At 74.4% G+C, this 15827-nt stretch carries 14 protein-coding genes; 5 read left to right on the forward strand and 9 right to left on the reverse strand.

Going from position 1 to position 15827, the window contains the following annotated elements; translation table 11 throughout:
• Positions 1 to 249 precede the first annotated feature (249 nt).
• The 5 genes from ACFV9M_RS25280 to ACFV9M_RS25300 are packed head-to-tail and all read right to left on the reverse strand — an operon-like array spanning position 250 to position 5757.
• A complete protein-coding gene (locus ACFV9M_RS25280) occupies positions 250 to 1047 on the reverse strand; it encodes a type III pantothenate kinase (RefSeq protein ID WP_385065933.1) in 798 nt (265 codons plus the stop codon).
• Between the two features lie 15 nt (positions 1048 to 1062).
• Entirely contained in the window at positions 1063 to 2052 is a 990-nt protein-coding gene (gene nadC, locus ACFV9M_RS25285; protein ID WP_385065936.1) for a carboxylating nicotinate-nucleotide diphosphorylase, read from the reverse strand.
• A gap of 5 nt (positions 2053 to 2057) precedes the next feature.
• Positions 2058 to 3842: an L-aspartate oxidase gene (locus ACFV9M_RS25290; RefSeq protein WP_385065938.1), complete on the reverse strand. Its 1785-nt coding sequence runs from the start codon at positions 3840 to 3842 to the stop codon at positions 2058 to 2060.
• A complete protein-coding gene (gene panC / locus ACFV9M_RS25295) occupies positions 3839 to 4831 on the reverse strand; it encodes a pantoate--beta-alanine ligase (protein ID WP_385065941.1) in 993 nt (330 codons plus the stop codon). The genes ACFV9M_RS25290 and panC overlap by 4 nt, the downstream gene beginning before the upstream one ends.
• Positions 4828 to 5757: a Rossmann-like and DUF2520 domain-containing protein gene (locus ACFV9M_RS25300; protein WP_385065944.1), complete on the reverse strand. Its 930-nt coding sequence runs from the start codon at positions 5755 to 5757 to the stop codon at positions 4828 to 4830. Before ACFV9M_RS25300 ends, panC begins: the two co-directional genes overlap by 4 nt.
• Before the next feature lie 239 nt (positions 5758 to 5996).
• Here ACFV9M_RS25300 and ACFV9M_RS25305 point away from each other — a divergent pair, with 239 nt between their 5' ends.
• Together ACFV9M_RS25305 and ACFV9M_RS25310 are read left to right on the forward strand one after the other, a co-directional pair.
• A complete protein-coding gene (locus ACFV9M_RS25305; RefSeq protein WP_385065947.1) occupies positions 5997 to 7283 on the forward strand; it encodes a threonine aldolase family protein in 1287 nt (428 codons plus the stop codon).
• Positions 7284 to 7369: 86 nt separating this feature from the next.
• The gene (locus tag ACFV9M_RS25310; protein WP_385065950.1) at positions 7370 to 8476 is read left to right on the forward strand and encodes a DUF5937 family protein; all 1107 of its coding nucleotides are present in this window, start codon (positions 7370 to 7372) and stop codon (positions 8474 to 8476) included.
• 33 nt (positions 8477 to 8509) lie between these two features.
• Here ACFV9M_RS25310 and ACFV9M_RS25315 read toward each other — a convergent pair whose 3' ends face one another.
• The 3 genes from ACFV9M_RS25315 to ACFV9M_RS25325 form a co-directional block, all read right to left on the reverse strand.
• Positions 8510 to 9166 (reverse strand): AAA family ATPase, encoded by a 657-nt coding sequence (locus ACFV9M_RS25315; protein ID WP_385065952.1) that lies wholly within the window; start codon positions 9164 to 9166, stop codon positions 8510 to 8512.
• Between the two features lie 120 nt (positions 9167 to 9286).
• Positions 9287 to 9955: a response regulator gene (locus ACFV9M_RS25320; RefSeq protein WP_385065954.1), complete on the reverse strand. Its 669-nt coding sequence runs from the start codon at positions 9953 to 9955 to the stop codon at positions 9287 to 9289.
• Between the two features lie 265 nt (positions 9956 to 10220).
• Entirely contained in the window at positions 10221 to 11423 is a 1203-nt protein-coding gene (locus ACFV9M_RS25325) for a sensor histidine kinase (protein ID WP_385065957.1), read from the reverse strand.
• 118 nt (positions 11424 to 11541) lie between these two features.
• Between ACFV9M_RS25325 and ACFV9M_RS25330 the strand changes: the two genes are divergently transcribed.
• Entirely contained in the window at positions 11542 to 12681 is a 1140-nt protein-coding gene (locus ACFV9M_RS25330) for an SAM-dependent methyltransferase (RefSeq protein ID WP_385065960.1), read from the forward strand.
• A 33-nt stretch (positions 12682 to 12714) separates the two neighbouring features.
• Here ACFV9M_RS25330 and ACFV9M_RS25335 read toward each other — a convergent pair whose 3' ends face one another.
• The gene (locus tag ACFV9M_RS25335) at positions 12715 to 13866 is read right to left on the reverse strand and encodes an NADH-quinone oxidoreductase subunit D (RefSeq protein WP_385065962.1); all 1152 of its coding nucleotides are present in this window, start codon (positions 13864 to 13866) and stop codon (positions 12715 to 12717) included.
• Positions 13867 to 13897: 31 nt separating this feature from the next.
• Between ACFV9M_RS25335 and ACFV9M_RS25340 the strand changes: the two genes are divergently transcribed.
• Complete coding sequence (locus ACFV9M_RS25340) at positions 13898 to 14401, forward strand: PH domain-containing protein (RefSeq protein WP_385065964.1); 504 nt, start codon at positions 13898 to 13900, stop codon at positions 14399 to 14401.
• On the forward strand, positions 14398 to 15741 hold the full coding sequence (locus tag ACFV9M_RS25345) for a PH domain-containing protein (protein WP_385065967.1): 1344 nt from the start codon (positions 14398 to 14400) through the stop codon (positions 15739 to 15741). Before ACFV9M_RS25340 ends, ACFV9M_RS25345 begins: the two co-directional genes overlap by 4 nt.
• The last annotated feature ends 86 nt before the right edge of the window (positions 15742 to 15827 follow it).

Below are 15827 nucleotides of genomic sequence, written 5' to 3' on the forward strand. Positions count from 1 at the left end.
CGGCCCGCGGCGGGTCACCCGTGCGGGCGGGCCCGGCGCGGCCCGTTCCGGAGGGAGACGGGGCCACCTCCGCACGACGCGGAGCCCACCTCCGCACGACGCGGAGCCCACCTCCGCACGAAGTCGGGCGTGCTTGCGCACGACGCCGGGCGTGCCTGCGCAGGCACACCCCGGACCGACGCGCGGCCCCGGGGCCGCGCGCTGGTCCGTACGGACAACAGGGCGCGCGGACACGGGGGCGTGCGCCGCTCACATGCGCGACACGTTCCGCTCGTAGACCAGACGCAGTCCGATCAGCGTCAGCCACGGCTCGTGCTCGTCGATCACCGAGGACTCGCCCAGCACCATCGGCGCCAGACCGCCCGTCGCGATCACCGTGACGTCGTCCGGGTCGTCCGCCAGCTCGCGCGCCATCCGGCTGACGACGCCGTCCACCTGGCCCGCGAAGCCGTAGACCACGCCGGCCTGCATCGCCTCGACCGTGTTCTTGCCGATCACGCTGCGGGGGCGGGCGACCTCGATCTTGCGCAGTTGCGCGGCCTTGATGCCGAGCGCCTCCACGGAGATCTCGATGCCGGGGGCGATGACGCCGCCGACGTACTCCCCGCGCGCGCTGATCGCGTCGAACGTCGTCGCCGTGCCGAAGTCGACGACGATCGCGGGACCGCCGTAGAGCTCGTTCGCGGCGACCGCGTTGATGATGCGGTCGGCCCCGACCTCCTTGGGGTTGTCGAAGAGGATCGGCACACCGGTCTTCACGCCGGGTTCGACGAGCACCGCGGGCACGTCGCCGTAGTAGCGGCGGGTCACCTCGCGCAGCTCGTGGAGCACCGAGGGGACGGTCGCGCAGATCGCGATGCCGTCGATGCCGTCGCCCAGCTCCACCCCGAGGAGGGGATGCATGCCCATCAGTCCCTGGAGGAGGACCGCGAGCTCGTCGGCCGTACGGCGGGAGTCCGTCGAGATGCGCCAGTGCTCGACGATGTCCTCACCGTCGAACAGGCCGAGCACGGTGTGCGTGTTCCCCACGTCGATCGTCAGCAGCATGGCCGGATCCCGCTCCTACTCCGCCGCTCGCAGGTCCAGGCCGATGTCGAGGATCGGCGAGGAGTGGGTCAGGGCGCCCACGGCCAGGAAGTCGACGCCGGTGTCGGCGTACGCCTTCGCGTTGTCCAGGGTGAGCCGGCCGGACGCCTCCAGCAGCGCGCGTCCGCCGACGATGCCGACGGCCTCCGCGCACTCGCCGGGGGTGAAGTTGTCGAGCAGGATCAGGTCGGCGCCGGCGTCCACGACCTCGCGCAGCTGGTGCAGGGTGTCGACCTCGACCTCGATCGGCACGTCCGGGAAGGCCTCGCGCACGGCCTCGAAGGCCTGGGCGACACCGCCCGCGGCGACCACGTGGTTGTCCTTGACCAGGGCCGCGTCGGACAGCGACATGCGGTGGTTGACCCCGCCGCCGCAGCGGACGGCGAACTTCTCCAGGGCGCGCAGGCCCGGGGTGGTCTTGCGGGTGTCCCGCACGCGTGCCTTGGTGCCCTCCAGGACGTCCGCCCACGCGCGCGTGGCGGTCGCGATGCCGGACAGGCGGCACATCAGGTTGAGCGCGCTGCGCTCGGCGGTGAGCAGGTCGCGCGTGCGCGTGGTGACCGACAGCAGCTTCTGTCCGGCCTCCACGCGGTCGCCGTCCTCCACGTGCCGCTCGACTTCGAACTCGTCCGTGCACACGACCGAGAGCACGGCCTCGGCGACGCGCAGGCCCGCCACCACGCCCGCCTCGCGCGCGGTGAAGTCGGCGGTGGCGACCGCGTCCTCGGGGATGGTCGCGACGGTCGTCACGTCCACGCCGTGGTCCAGGTCCTCCTGGATGGCGACGTTGGCGATGTCCTCGACCTCCAGCGGGTCGAGCCCGGCGTCGGCCAGGAGCTGGGCGAGCGCGGGGTCCAGCCCGCACTCCAGGTACTCCTCGTCGTCGTGGCCGGCGTCCGCGCCGCAGGCGCAGCCGTCGCCGCAGCCGCCGCTCTGGACGAGGGGAAGATCCTCGGGGGTGCTCACTTGTGTCACTGCTCCTGCTGGTGCTGCCGGGTAGGGGGGAAGTCTGCGGTATCGGTGGTGCGTACGGCGAGCGTCCGATCCGGATTCAGCCGTACGACGATATGACGGCGCCAGTCGGTGTCGTCGCGATCGGCGTGATCCTCGCGCCAGTGGCAGCCGCGGGTCTCCTCGCGCATCCGCGCGGCGGCGACCAGGACGCGGGCCACGCACAGGAGGTTGGTGGCCTCCCAGGTGTCGACGCCGGGCTCGGCGGTCTTGCCGTTCTCGGCCAGCGCGTCGCGGGCCTCGGAGTGCAGCCGCTGGAGCTGGTCGGCGGCCTTCTCCAGGGAGTCGGCGGAGCGCAGGACGCCCGCGCCGTCGCTCATGATCCGCTGGATCGCGAAGCGGGCCTCGGCGCCCAGCAGCGGGTGCGCGGGCGGCTGCTCGGACGGCTGCTCGGACGGCTGCTCGGGCCGCTGGGACCGCTGCGCGGACCGCTCGGGTCCCTCGGGCCGCCGCTCGGCCGGCGCGGGCACGCGCGCGGGGAGGCCGCCGTCCGCCCGGCTCGCCGCGATGTCGGCGGCGATGCGCTCGGCGTAGACGAGGCCTTCCAGGAGCGAGTTGGAGGCGAGCCGGTTCGCGCCGTGCACGCCCGTGCAGGCGACCTCGCCGCACGCGTACAGGCCCGGGACGGTCGTGCGGCCGTGGGAGTCGGTGCGCACGCCTCCGGAGGCGTAGTGGGCGGCCGGGGCGACCGGGACCGGCTCGGTGACCGGGTCGATGCCGTGCGCGCGGCAGGCGGCCAGGATCGTCGGGAAGCGGTGCTCCCACATCTCGGCGCCGAAGTGGCGGGCGTCGAGGAACATGTGTTCGGCGTCCTGCTCCTGCATGCGGCGCATGATGCCCTTGGCGACGATGTCGCGCGGCGCGAGTTCGGCCAGTTCGTGCTGCCCGACCATGAAGCGCACGCCGTCCCCGTCGACCAGGTGGGCCCCCTCACCGCGTACGGCCTCGGAGACGAGGGGCTGCTGGCCCTCCGCGTCCGGGCCGAGGAACAGCACGGTCGGGTGGAACTGGACGAACTCCAGGTCGGAGACCTCCGCGCCCGCGCGCAGGGCGAGGGCCACGCCGTCGCCCGTGGAGACGGACGGGTTGGTGGTGGCGGAGAAGACCTGGCCCATGCCGCCGGTGGCCAGGACGACCGCCGGGGCGTGCACGGCGCCCACGCCGTCGTGCTGGCCCTCGCCCATGACGTGCAGGGTGACGCCGGCGGTACGGCCGTCGGCGTCGGCGAGGAGGTCCAGGACGAGCGCGTTCTCGATGGTGCGCAGCCCGCGCGCGCGGACCGCCTCGACGAGGGCGCGGGAGATCTCCGCGCCGGTCGCGTCGCCGCCCGCGTGCGCGATGCGGCGGCGGTGGTGGCCGCCCTCGCGGGTGAGCTGGATGCCGCCCTCGTCGTCGGTGTCGAAGGTGGCGCCGGTGGAGATCAGCCGCCGTACGGCGTCGGGGCCCTCGGTGACCAGGATCCGCACCGCGTCCTCGTCGCACAGGCCCGCGCCCGCCACCAGTGTGTCGTCCAGGTGCTGTTCGGGGGTGTCGCCCTCACCGAGGGCGGCGGCGATGCCGCCCTGCGCCCAGCGGGTGGAGCCGTCGTCCAGGCGGGCCTTGGTGACGACGACCGTGGTCAGCCCCTCGGCCTCGCAGCGCAGGGCGGCGGTCAGGCCGGCGACCCCGGAGCCGACGACCACGACGTCCGCGGAGATGGACCACCCGGGGGCGGGCGCGTGCAGTCGTATGCCTGTGCTGGTCACGAGGCGGCTCCGAAGGTGAGGGGAAGGTTGTCGATCAGCCGGGTCGTCCCGACCCGGGCGGCGACGGCGAGGACGGCCTCGCCGGTGTAGTCGTCCTCGACCTCGGTGAAGTCGGAGGGGTCGACGAGGGCGAGGTAGTCCAGCTCCAGCGGCGGACTCAGCCGGTCGGCCTCGTCGAGGACGAGGCGGGCGGCGGCGCGGACGGCCGCGGCGGCCCCGGGGACGGCCTGGGCGACGGCGTGCGCGTCGGCGGCCGCGCGGGACTCCCCCAGGGCGCTGAGCGCCTCGGCACGCGCGTGCGTGGCGGGCACCTCACGCGCGCGTGCCCGCAGCGCCTCCTGCGCCGCGTGCCGGTCGCGGCCCGCGAACAGCGCCTGCGAGAGGGCGAGCGCGGTGCGCCTCTCGGCCGGGGAGAGGTAGCGGTTGCGGCTGGACAGGGCCAGCCCGTCCTCCTCGCGCACGGTCGGCACGGCGACGATCTCGACGCCGAAGTTCAGGTCGCGCACCATGCGGCGGATCAGGGCGAGCTGCTGGGCGTCCTTCTGCCCGAACAGGGCCATGTCCGGCCGCGTGAGGTGCAGCAGCTTGGCGACGACGGTCAGCATGCCGTCGAAGTGGCCGGGGCGCGAGGAGCCCTCCAGGCGCTCCCCCATGGGGCCCGCGGCGACGCGGACCTGGGGCTCGCCACCCGGGTAGACCTCGTCCACGGACGGGGCGAACACGACGTCCGCGCCGGCCTGCTCGGCGATCTTGACGTCGGAGTCCAGGGTGCGCGGATAGCGGTCGAGGTCCTCGCCCGCGCCGAACTGGAGCGGGTTGACGAAGACCGTGACGACGACCTCGCCGTCCGCCCCGGCGAGCTCGCGGGCGGTGCGGATCAGGGTGGCGTGTCCGTCGTGCAGGGCGCCCATCGTCATCACGACGGCCCGGCGGCCCGCACGCGTGCGTGCGTGCAGTTCGCCGGCGGTGCGCAGCAGGGTCGTGGTCATCCGGCATCTCCCTCGGCGCCGTCGGTCCCGTTGGCGAGTACCCCGAGGAGGTCCTCGGCGAGCTCCGGCTTGAGCAGTCCGTGGGCGAGCGCGCGGTCGGCGGTCGCCCGGGCCATCGCCAGGTAACCGTCCACGGTCTGGGGGGCGTGCTTGCGCAGTTCGCCGAGGTGCGCGGCGACCGTGCCCGCGTCGCCGCGCGCCACGGGCCCGGTGAGCGCCGCGTCGCCGGAGCGCAGCGCGTTGTCCAGGGCGGCGCCCAGCAGGGGGCCGAGCATCCGGTCGGGCGCCTCGACGCCGGCCGCGCGCAGCAGCTCCATGGACTGGGCGACCAGCGTGACCAGGTGGTTGGCGCCCAGGGCGAGGGCCGCGTGGTACAGCGGCCGGTTCTCCTCGGCGATCCACTCCGGCTCGCCGCCCATCTCGATGACGAGGGCCTCGGCGGCCAGCCGCAGCTCGTCGGGCGCGGTCACGCCGAAGGAGCAGCCGGCCAGCCGCTGGACGTCGACGGGCGTGCCGGTGAAGGTCATCGCCGGGTGCAGGGCCAGGGGCAGCGCGCCCGCGCGCAGGGCGGGGTCGAGCACGCGCGCGCCGTACCGCCCGGAGGTGTGCACGAGCAGCTGCCCCGGCCGTACGGCGCCGGTCTCGGCGAGGCCCTCGACGAGACCGGGCAGGATGTCGTCGGGGACGGTCAGCAGGACGAGGTCGGCGCGCTGGAGGACCTCGGCGGGCGGCACGAGCGGCACGTCGGGCAGCAGGAGGGCGGCCCGCCGCCGGGAGGCGTCGGAGACACCGGAGACGGCGACCGGGCGGTGCCCGGCGAGCTGGAGGGAGGCGGCGAGCGCGGGGCCCACACGGCCGGCGCCGACGACGCCGACGGTGAGCCGCGCGGGGCGGTCCCTGGGGTCTGGCTGTTGGCTTGTACTCACGCGACGGCGGCCTTCCCGTTCCAGTCCGCTCCGGGTACCGGACGATTTCTCGTCATGTTAACGCGATCGGTTCCCGGGGCGTCCGTTCGTCCACAGGCTGTGGGTGACCGGAGGGCCGCGGGCGGCCGGAAGGGGGCGGCCTCCCCGGCCGGAAGGCCGCAGGGGCGGCAGGCCGCAGGGGCGGCAGGCAGTCCGCCGCCTCACGAAAACGACAGTGACTCGCGTGGGCGCCACACGGCATGATCCGGAGCATGACGGAGACGGCGCGGGACAGCGGGGGCCAGGCGGCGCGGGACAGCGGGGGCCGGGCGGCGCACGACGGCGAGGGGAGCGCGGCGACCGGCCGGGCGGCGGGGGAACGGCTGCGGGAGCGCCGGGCGGACGCCTACCGGACGGCGGAACGCGTCCTGGCGCGCGCGGGCTTCCGCAGGACTCTGCGCGAACAGCTCGCCCTGCTCCAGGAGGCGGCGCCGCAGGTGTACGACGTGGACGAGCCCGGCGACATGTACGGCAACCGGGTCGTGGAGGCCCTGGAGCGGCGCGTCGCGGCACTGCTGGGCACGGAGGCCGCCGCGTTCTTCCCGACGGGCACGATGGCGCAGCAGGTGGCACTGCGCTGTTGGGCGGGCCGCACCGGCGACCCCACGGTCGCGCTGCACGCGCTGGCCCACCCCGAGGTGCACGAACGCAGCGCGCTCAGCCTGGTCAGCGGGCTGCGCCCGGTGCGGCTGACCGGCGAGCACCGGCAGCCGACGGCCGAGGAGGTGCGCGACCACGAGGAACCCTTCGGGACGCTGATGCTGGAACTGCCCCTCAGGGACGCCGGTTTCCTGCTGCCCTCGTGGGAGGAGCTCACCGACGTCGTCGCGGCGGCACGCGAACGCGACGCGGTGGTGCACTTCGACGGCGCGCGCCTGTGGGAGTCCACCGTCCACTTCGGCCGCCCCCTGGAGGAGATCGCCGGCCTGGCGGACAGCGTCTACGTGTCGTTCTACAAGTCCCTCGACGGCTTCGGCGGCGCGGCCCTCGCCGGTCCGCTGACCCTGGTGGAGGAGGCCAGGGTCTGGCGGCACCGCTACGGCGGCCTTGTCTTCCAGCAGTTCCCGACGGCCCTGTCGGCGCTCGTGGGCCTCGAACGGGAACTGCCCCGGCTTCCGGAGTACGTCGCTCACGCGCGCGTGGTGGCCGCCGCGCTGCGCGAGGGTTTCGCGGCGGCGGGCGTGCCGTGGGTGCGCGTGCACCCCGAGGTGCCGCACACCCACGAGTTCCAGGTCTGGCTGCCGTACGACCCGGAGGTGCTCACCGAGGCGGCGCTGCGGCAGGCCGAGGAGACGGGGACGCTGCTGTTCGGCGTGAACTGGATGCGGGGCGGGCCGGGCCTCGGCGTCACCGAGGTCACCGTGCGCGCCGACGGCCTGGCCTGGACGGCGGGGGACGTGCGGGCCGCGGTCGCCGAGTTCGTGGCGCGGGTGAACGCGCTGGCGGACAGGACGACGGACGGGACGACGGACGGGGTCAGCGGATAGAGCGGGCCCGTGCGCCGCGTCGCGTCGCTCGACGGCGGCCGTCGCTCGACGGCGGCGTTGTCAGTGGCGGGGTGCACCATGAGGGCATGAGCGTGAGCATCGACATCGCGGGGCTGCGGCCGGAGAGGGCCGCGATCGTGCCCTCCCCCCTGGCCGAGCTCGGCATGGCGCTGCACGCGCTGTCGGAGCCGGGCCACCACCCTGGCCTCCAGGGCTGGGTCACGAGCGTCACCGCTCGCCTCGACTCGCACCTGGCCGACCGGATGTGCGAGGCCGACTTCCTGTGGCGCACCACGTTCTCCGACCTGTTCCTGCCCTGCGCGGGCGTCCCCGGCGGGACCACGCTCCCCGGCGCCACCCTCGCCGAGGACCTGGACCTGCTGGACAAGCTGACGGACGAGCAGTTCGCGGACTCGGCGCTGGAGTTCACCTGTGCGCCGGGGTACGACCTGCCGGGCCCCGGCGTCCTCTGCGACCCGGACCTGCGCCGCCGCGCCCTCGACCTGGCCGCCACGCGCGGTCCGCGCCAGGTGCGCTTCACCCGGCGGCTGCTCGAGGACCCGCCTCGTGTGCGTGCCTGGCTGAGGCAGTTCCTGGAGGACTGCGACGAGGCGTTCTTCGCCGATGTCTGGGCGCGGGTCCGCCACCCCCTCGCCGCGGACGCCCGCCACAAGACGGAGCTGCTGCACCGCAAGGGCCTCGCGGACGCGCTCGCCTCGGTGTCCTCCGCCGTGGCGCTGGACGAGCGGGCCGCGCGGATCACGGTGGACAAGCTGGTCGAGGGCCGCACCGCCACCGCGGACGGCGGCCTCCTCCTCGTCCCCACGAGCCTCGGATGGCCGCACCTGCTGGTCCTGCACCGGTACGGCTGGCAGCCGGTGGTGCACTATCCGCTGGGCTCGCCGGAGCTGGCCTCGCCGCCCTCGGTCGAGCAGCTCACACTGCGGATGACCGCGCTGTCCCACCCGGTGCGGATGCGGATCTGCCGTCTGCTGGCCCGCAGCGCCTACACGACGACCGAACTGGCGCAGGTGCACGGGATGACGGCGCCCGAGATATCGCGGCACGTCGGCGTACTGAAGAAGGCGGGGCTGGTCACCACGCGCCGGCGTGGGCGGTACGTGCTGCACCAGCTCGACGTGACGGTGGTGGCCCGGCTGGGCAGCGACTTCCTCGAGGGGATACTGCGCTGAGCCCGTCGTCCGCCACCGGCGGCGCACGGCCCGTCAGTCGATGCGGATGTGCCGCAGTCCCACCCGTGCCTGCCGCAGCCGCGTCCGCAGCGCGCCCTCCGTGTTCGGGCGCAGGGTGAGCCCGGCCAGGACGGCGATCCGGTCCGCCGTCTTCGGCACCGTCGAGTGGTCGGTCCACAGGTGCTCGGCGAACTCCGGCTCGCGCAGCCGCTCCAGGCAGTGGTCCAGATGCTGGACGGCCCAGCTCTCGCGCCGGGGACCGGCACCGCGGGCGACGTACGACAGGAGGTGCCCGAAGCCCCGCTCGCGCAGTCGCCGCAGGACGGTCTCCCGCTCCGCCAGGAGTGTGAAGTGCCGGACGTCGTGGCCCAGTGCGCGCAGGCGGCCGACGGTCTCGTCGAAGTAGCGCGGATCGGTGACCGTCATGGGGGCGACGACCACGCCCTCGTGCCGGGTGAGCACCAGGTCGAGGACCTCGACGACGCCCTGCCGCCAGGACACCAGATCCTGGAAGTCCTCGATCAGCGGCGTCCCGCCCCGGGCGCCGCGCAGATCGGGGGGCAGCACGCGGCGCAGGCCGAACCCGGCGTGCTCGGGGTCGCAGACGACGCTGCCGGGCAGCCGGCGCCGTATCTCGTGTGCCGTCTGTGTCTTGCCGCCCCCGAAGGGGCCGTTGATCCACAGGAGCATGCGCAGACCCTAATGCGTGTCCGCCGCGCGCGGGTGACGTTCGCCGCGGTTCGGCCGGGACTCCGGCGGGCGGCTTCGGCGGGGACTCCGGCGGGCGGCTTCGGCAGGGACTCCGGCGGTTCAGCGCCCGCCGGCCCGTACGAGTCCCGTCTCGTAGGCGAGCACCACCACCTGCACCCGGTCGCGCAGTGCCAGCTTGGTCAGGATGCGGCCCACATGGGTCTTCACGGTCGCCTCGGACAGCACCAGCCGGGCCGCGATCTCGCCGTTGGACAGTCCCTGGGCGACCAGCACCATGACCTCGCGCTCCCGTTCGGTGAGCCGCTCCAGCTCCTTGTGCCGGGGCTCCTTGGCCGTGCTGGGCAGCATCGGCGCGAACCGGTCGAGGAGCCGGCGGGTGGTGGACGGGGCGACCACCGCGTCACCGCTGTGCACGGAGCGGATGGCGGCGAGCAGTTCGGCGGGCGGCACGTCCTTGAGCATGAACCCGGAGGCGCCCGCCTTCAGCGCGGAGAAGGCGTACTCGTCGAGGTCGAAGGTGGTCAGGATCAGCACCTTCGGGGGGTCGGTCTCCGCGCAGATGCGCCGGGTGGCCTCCACGCCGTCCAGCTTCGGCATGCGCACGTCCATCAGGATGACGTCGACCGCCGTGGACCGCGCCACCTGGAGGGCTTCGACGCCGTCGCCCGCCTCGGCCACGACCTCCATGTCCGGTTGGGCGGCGAGCACCATCCGGAACCCGGTGCGCAGCAGCACCTGGTCGTCGACGAGCATCACGCGGATCGTCATCGGGATCGAGTCCTCTTCCGTGTCGTTTCGCAGGGTGCGAAGGGTCTTTCGCGCGGTGGCGAAGTGCAATCCGCGGGGTGGCGGCGAGCGTCGTCCGCCGGGTGGTGGCGATCGTCGTCCGCCGGGTGGTGGAGTTGTCGTCCGCCGGGTGGTGGAGTTGTCGTCCGCCGGGTCGGGGGGCGTCGTCCGCCGGGTCGGGGGGTGTCGTCCGCCGGTTGTGACAGGGCCGGTTGTGACAGGTGTCAACGGGGGGCGTGTGTGGGCGTCAATGCGTCGGTTTGAGCGGGAGCAGGGCGCTGATGCGGAATCCTCCGCCCGGACGCGGGCCCGCGTCCAGGGTGCCGCCGACCATGCCGACCCGTTCCCGCATCCCGATCAGCCCGTGGCCCCGGCCGTCGGCGCCGCCCTCGTCGTACAGCTCGTGCGGGGCGCCCTTGCCGTCGTCCTCGACGAGCAGGCCGAGGCCGTCGTCGAAGTAGACCAGGCGCACGCTGGCGCCCGCGTCCGGACCGCCGTGCTTGCGCGTGTTGGTCAGCGCCTCCTGCACGATGCGGTACGCGGTGAGCTCGACGCCGCTGGGCAGCGGCCGCGGGGTGCCCTCGATCCTGAAGTCCACGGGCAGTCCGGAGCCGCGGCACTGCTCCACGAGGTCCTCGATCTGCTCGACGTCCGGCTGCGGCACGTACTCGCCGCCCTCCTGGTGCTCGCCGGTGCGCAGCACGCCCAGCAGGCGGCGCATCTCCGCGAGGGCCTGCCGGCCGGTGGAGGAGATCGTCTCCAGGGCCTTCTTCGCCTGGTCGGGGGCGGCGTCGAGAACGTAGGCGGCGCCGTCGGCCTGCACCACCATCACCGACACGTTGTGCGCGACGACGTCGTGCAGCTCGCGCGCGATCCGGGCCCGTTCGGCGGCGACCGCTACCTTCGCCTGCGCCTCGCGCTCCTTCTCCAGGCGCGCCGCGCGCTCCTCCAGCTGGGCGAAGTAGGCGCGGCGGGTGCGTATGGAGTCGCCGAGGACCCAGGCGAGGGCGAACGGCACCGTCTGGAAGACGACGAGCGCGATGTTGCCCGCGAGGCCCGTCTGCGCGCTCGGCCAGCGCAGCTGCGCCAGCGTGGCGGCGCACAGGCCCATGCCCAGCGCGAGCCTGGACGCCCAGCGGGCGCCGGTCGCGGCGACCGTGTACACGATCACCAGCAGGGCGAAGTCGGCGGCCGTCGTCGGGACGTCCAGCACCAGCTGCGCCAGCCCGAGCGCGCCGGCCAGCAGCAGCATCTTCTCGGGCAGACGGCGGCGCAACGCGATCACCAGGCACAACAGGAGCACGACCGGGGCGACGACCGCCGGGGAATCCGTGCCGGTGGCCTCCTGCCGTGTCGTCTCCGAGACGAGCGAGATCCCGAACAGGACGAGGGCCCAGAAGCCGTCGACCCCGGTCGGGTGCCTACGGAGGAAGTCATAGAGGCGCTGCACGTAACCCAGAGTAGGGAAGCGTGATGAGTGCACGGGTCAACCGGAGGGCCGATCCGCGACCGGCGCGCGTACTCCGCAAGGTGGAGGCGGTGATCAGCTGTGCGCATAGTCTGACCAGGTGGTGGAGAAGGTGACGGACCCCGGCGAGTGGCGCGGCTGGCGGGCGGCGACGCAGGCCGCCCTGTACGGGCCGGACGGCTTCTACCTGCGGCCCGAGGGGCCCGCCGGGCACTTCCGTACGTCCGTGCACGCGTCGCCGCTCTTCGCCGGGGCGGTGGCCCGGCTGCTGTGCCGGGTCGACGAGGCGCTCGGCCGGCCCGCGACGCTGGACTTCGTCGACATGGCCGCCGGACGCGGCGAACTGGTCACCGGGGTGCTCGCCGCGCTCCCCTCCGACGTGGCCGCCCGCACGCGCGCGTACGCCGTCGAGGTCGCCGTCCGCCCGGTGGGCCTCGCGGACCGGATCGTCTGGCTCGCGGAGCCTCCCTCGCAGGTCACCGGCCTGCTCTTCGCCAACGAGTGGCTGGACAACGTTCCCGTCGAGGTCGCCGAGACGGACTCCGCGGGCGTGGCGCGGCTGGTGCTCGTCCGGGACGACGGGGCCGAGCGGCTCGGGGAGCCGGTGTCCGGCGCGGACGCGGAGTGGCTCGCGCGGTGGTGGCCGCTGCCGGGTGAGGAGGGGCTGCGAGCCGAGATCGGGCGGCCCCGGGACACCGCCTGGGCATCCGCCGTCTCCTGCCTCGCGCGGGGGCTCGCGGTGGCGGTCGACTACGCGCACACCGTGGACGCGCGCCCCGCGTTCGGGACGCTCACCGGCTTCCGGGAGGGGCGCGAGACGGCCCCCGTACCGGACGGGTCGTGCGACATCACGGCGCATGTGGCGCTGGACGCGTGCGCGGACGCGGACGCGGCGACGGACGCAGGGGCGGAAACGCAGGCAGAGGTCGCCGCGCGCGCGGAGGCAGAGGTCGCGGCGCGCACGGAGACGGGGGCCACGGCGTGCGCGGGGGCGGGAGCCACGGCGTGCGCGTCCCCGGGAGCGCGTCTGCTGAGCCAGCGCGCCGCGCTGCGCGCGCTCGGCGTCACCGGCGCACGCCCCCCGCTCTCGCTCGCGACCACGGACCCCTCCGGGTACGTACGCGCCCTGGCGAGCGCCGGGGAGGCCGCCGAGCTCACCGCGCCCGGCGGGCTGGGCGACTTCGGGTGGCTGCTCCAGCCGGTACGGATGCCGGACCCGCTCCCCGAGCACGAGAGCTGACGGGCCGGTCAGCCGGCCGGCCCGCCCCGCCGCCTACTTGTCGATGTCGCCGACCACGAAGAACATCGACCCCAGGATCGCCACCATGTCCGCGACCAGCGTGCCCGGCAGCAGCTCGGTGAGCACCTGGATGTTGTTGTACGAGGCCGAGCGCAGCTTCAGCCGGTACGGGGTCTTCTCGCCCTTGCTGACGAGGTAGTAGCCGTTGATGCCGAGGGGGTTCTCGGTCCACGCGTACGTGTGTCCCTCGGGCGCCTTGAGGACCTTCGGGAGCCGCTGGTTGACCGGGCCCGGCGGGAGGTCGGCGAGCCGGTCCAGGCAGGCGTCGGCGAGGTCGAGCGCGTTGTGCGTCTGCTCCAGGAGGCACTCGAAGCGGGCGAGGCAGTCGCCCTCGGTCCGGGTCACCACCTTCAGGGTGTCCTGGAGCTCCCCGTACGCGAGGTAGGGCTCGTCGCGGCGCAGGTCCAGGCCGACCCCCGAGGCGCGCGCGATCGGCCCGCTCACGCCGTACGCGTGCACGGCCCGGGGGGTGAGGGTGCCGACGTCGCGGGTGCGGCCCCGGAAGATCTCGTTGCCGAGCACCAGGTCGTCGAAGACGTCCATGCGCGAGCGCACGGCGGCGACGGCCGCACGCGCGCGTGCGGCCCATCCGGCCGGCAGGTCCTCCTTGAGGCCGCCGACGCGGTTGAACATGTAGTGCATGCGCCCGCCGGAGACCTCCTCCATGACGTTCTGGAGGACCTCGCGCTCGCGGAAGGCGTAGAAGACGGGCGTGATGCCGCCGAGCTCCAGCGGGTACGAGCCCAGGAACATCAGGTGGTTGAGCACCCGGTTCAGCTCCGCCAGGAGCGTGCGCGTCCACACCGCGCGCGGGGGGACCTCCATGCCGAGCATGCGCTCCACGGCGAGGACCACGCCCAGCTCGTTCGAGAAGGCCGACAGCCAGTCGTGGCGGTTGGCCAGCATGATGATCTGCCGGTAGTCCCGCGCCTCGAACAGCTTCTCCGCGCCGCGGTGCATGTAGCCGATCACCGGCTCCGCGTGGGTGATGCGCTCGCCGTCCAGCACGAGCCGCAGCCGCAGCACGCCGTGCGTGGAGGGGTGCTGAGGCCCGATGTTGAGCACCATGTCGGTGCTCTCCGCGGCACCGCCGATCCCGACCGTGGTCTCCGTCGTAGGAGTCATGGCCCCAGTCTCCCCTACGTACGCTGGCCGTATGGAAACGGGGAGCACGACGGGCGCGAGGGCGGAGGGGGCCGGTCCCGTGTGGACCGGGCTGCCTCCGGGGCTGCTGCGGATGCGGCGGCTGTTGCTGGTGGTGTGGCTCGGGGCGGCGGCCGCCGGTCTCGGTGTGCCGCTCGGGCTGCTCGTCGGCCCGGCGTGGGCCGCGTTCGCCCTGCTGCCGCTGGCGGGCATCGGCTGGGGCTGGGTCGTGCTGGGCCGCAACTGGCGGTCCTGGCGGTACGCGGAACGCGCCGACGACCTGCTGATCAGCCGGGGCGTGCTGTGGCGCGAGGAGACGGTGGTGCCGTACGGGCGGATGCAGCTCGTGGAGGTGACCTCGGGTCCCGTGGAGCGGCACTTCGAACTGGCCGGCGTCCAGTTGCACACCGCGGCCGCCGCGACCGACGCGAGGATCCCCGGCCTGGACCCGGCCGAGGCGGAACGGCTGCGGGACCGGCTCACCGAGCTCGGCGAGGCCCGATCGGCGGGTCTGTGACGGCGCCGGGCGCCGACGAGGACGGAACCGGCGGCCCGCGCGCGCGGGCCGTGGCCGAGCGCCGGCTGCATCCCGTCACGCCGTTCCGGCGGGCGTGGGCGCCCGTCGCGGTGCTGGTCGGCTGGGCCGCGCACGACCCGAACCAGACGCAGGCGCAGCTGACCCGGCTGACCACGACGACCCTGCTGGTCGCTCTCGCCGTGGTCGTCCCCGCGGCCGCCCTCTACGGGTTCCTGTCATGGTGGTTCACGCACTTCGCGGTCACGGACTCCGAACTGCGCATACGGACCGGCCTGCTGTTCCGGCGCACCGCCCACATCCGCCTGGAGCGCGTCCAGGCGATCGACGTCACCCAGCCGCTGCTCGGGCGGTTCGCGGGCGTGGCGAAGCTGCGGCTCGACGTCGTCGGTGCGGACAAGAAGGACGAGCTCGCCTTCCTGGGCGAGGCCGAGGCACGCGCGCTGCGGGCCGAGCTGCTCGCGCGCGCGGCGGGGTTCGCGCCCGGGACGGCGCACGAGGTCGGTGAGGCGCCGGCGCGCGAGCTGCTGCGCGTGCCGACGCGCGAGCTGGCGGTCTCGCTGGTCCTGACCGGCGCGACCTGGGGCGGGCTCGCGGCCGCCCTCGTCGTACCGCCGGTGCTGTGGCTGGCTACCCACAGCGTGTGGACGGTTCTCGCGACCGGAGTACCCCTGCTCGGCGCGGCGGGCGCGAGGAGCGTGGGCCGGTTCGTCGGCGAGTACGACTGGACGGTCGGCGAGTCACCGGACGGGCTGCGCATCGACCACGGCCTGCTGGACCGTACGCACGAGACGGTGCCGCCCGGGCGGGTGCAGACCGTGCGGATCGTCGAGCCGCTGCTGTGGCGGCGGCGCGGATGGGTGCGGGTCGAGCTGGACGTGGCCGGCTCGGCGAACTCCGTGCTCGTGCCGGTCGCCCCGCGCGAGGCGGCGGAGGCCGTCGTCGCGCGCGTACTGCCCGGCACGGCGGTCCCCGCGGCGGCCGCGCTGTCCCGGCCCCCGCGCCGCGCCGGACGCTGTGTCCCCCTCTGGTGGCGGGGCTACGGCCTCGCCGTCACCGACGTGGTGTTCGCCGCGCGGCACGGGCTGCTGCGCCGGAGCCTGGCGCTCGTGCCGCACGCCAAGGTGCAGAGCGTACGGCTCTCGCAGGGGCCCTGGCAGCGGCTCTGGCGCGTCGCGGACGTGCACGTGGATTCGGGAGCCGGGAAGACCTTGACGGCGCGTCTGCGGGACGCGGACGAGGCCGCGGAGCTGCTGCGGGCCCAGGCGGAGCGGTCCCGCACCGGACGCCGGGACGCGCGGCCCGACCGGTGGATGACGTAGGGGACGGCGAGGGCCCGCCCCGGCACGCGGAGAGCGGCGGGGCGGGCCCTGTGGGACGTGAGCCGTGAGTCGTGGTCGAGTCTTGC

The sequence above is a fragment of the Streptomyces sp. NPDC059895 genome, assembly GCF_042731035.1.
Classification (GTDB): domain Bacteria; phylum Actinomycetota; class Actinomycetes; order Streptomycetales; family Streptomycetaceae; genus Streptomyces.

Excerpts from the sequence above, each read along its gene's own strand:
- ACFV9M_RS25280 (WP_385065933.1), bottom strand. The coding sequence starts at position 1,047 with ATGCTGCTGACGATCGACGTGGGGAACACGCACACCGTGCTCGGCCTG.
- panC (WP_385065941.1), bottom strand. The coding sequence starts at position 4,831 with ATGACCACGACCCTGCTGCGCACCGCCGGCGAACTGCACGCACGCACG.
- ACFV9M_RS25305 (WP_385065947.1), top strand. The coding sequence starts at position 5,997 with ATGATCCGGAGCATGACGGAGACGGCGCGGGACAGCGGGGGCCAGGCG.
- ACFV9M_RS25310 (WP_385065950.1), top strand. The coding sequence starts at position 7,370 with ATGAGCGTGAGCATCGACATCGCGGGGCTGCGGCCGGAGAGGGCCGCG.
- ACFV9M_RS25315 (WP_385065952.1), bottom strand. The coding sequence starts at position 9,166 with ATGCTCCTGTGGATCAACGGCCCCTTCGGGGGCGGCAAGACACAGACG.
- ACFV9M_RS25320 (WP_385065954.1), bottom strand. The coding sequence starts at position 9,955 with ATGACGATCCGCGTGATGCTCGTCGACGACCAGGTGCTGCTGCGCACC.
- ACFV9M_RS25335 (WP_385065962.1), bottom strand. The coding sequence starts at position 13,866 with ATGACTCCTACGACGGAGACCACGGTCGGGATCGGCGGTGCCGCGGAG.
- ACFV9M_RS25340 (WP_385065964.1), top strand. The coding sequence starts at position 13,898 with ATGGAAACGGGGAGCACGACGGGCGCGAGGGCGGAGGGGGCCGGTCCC.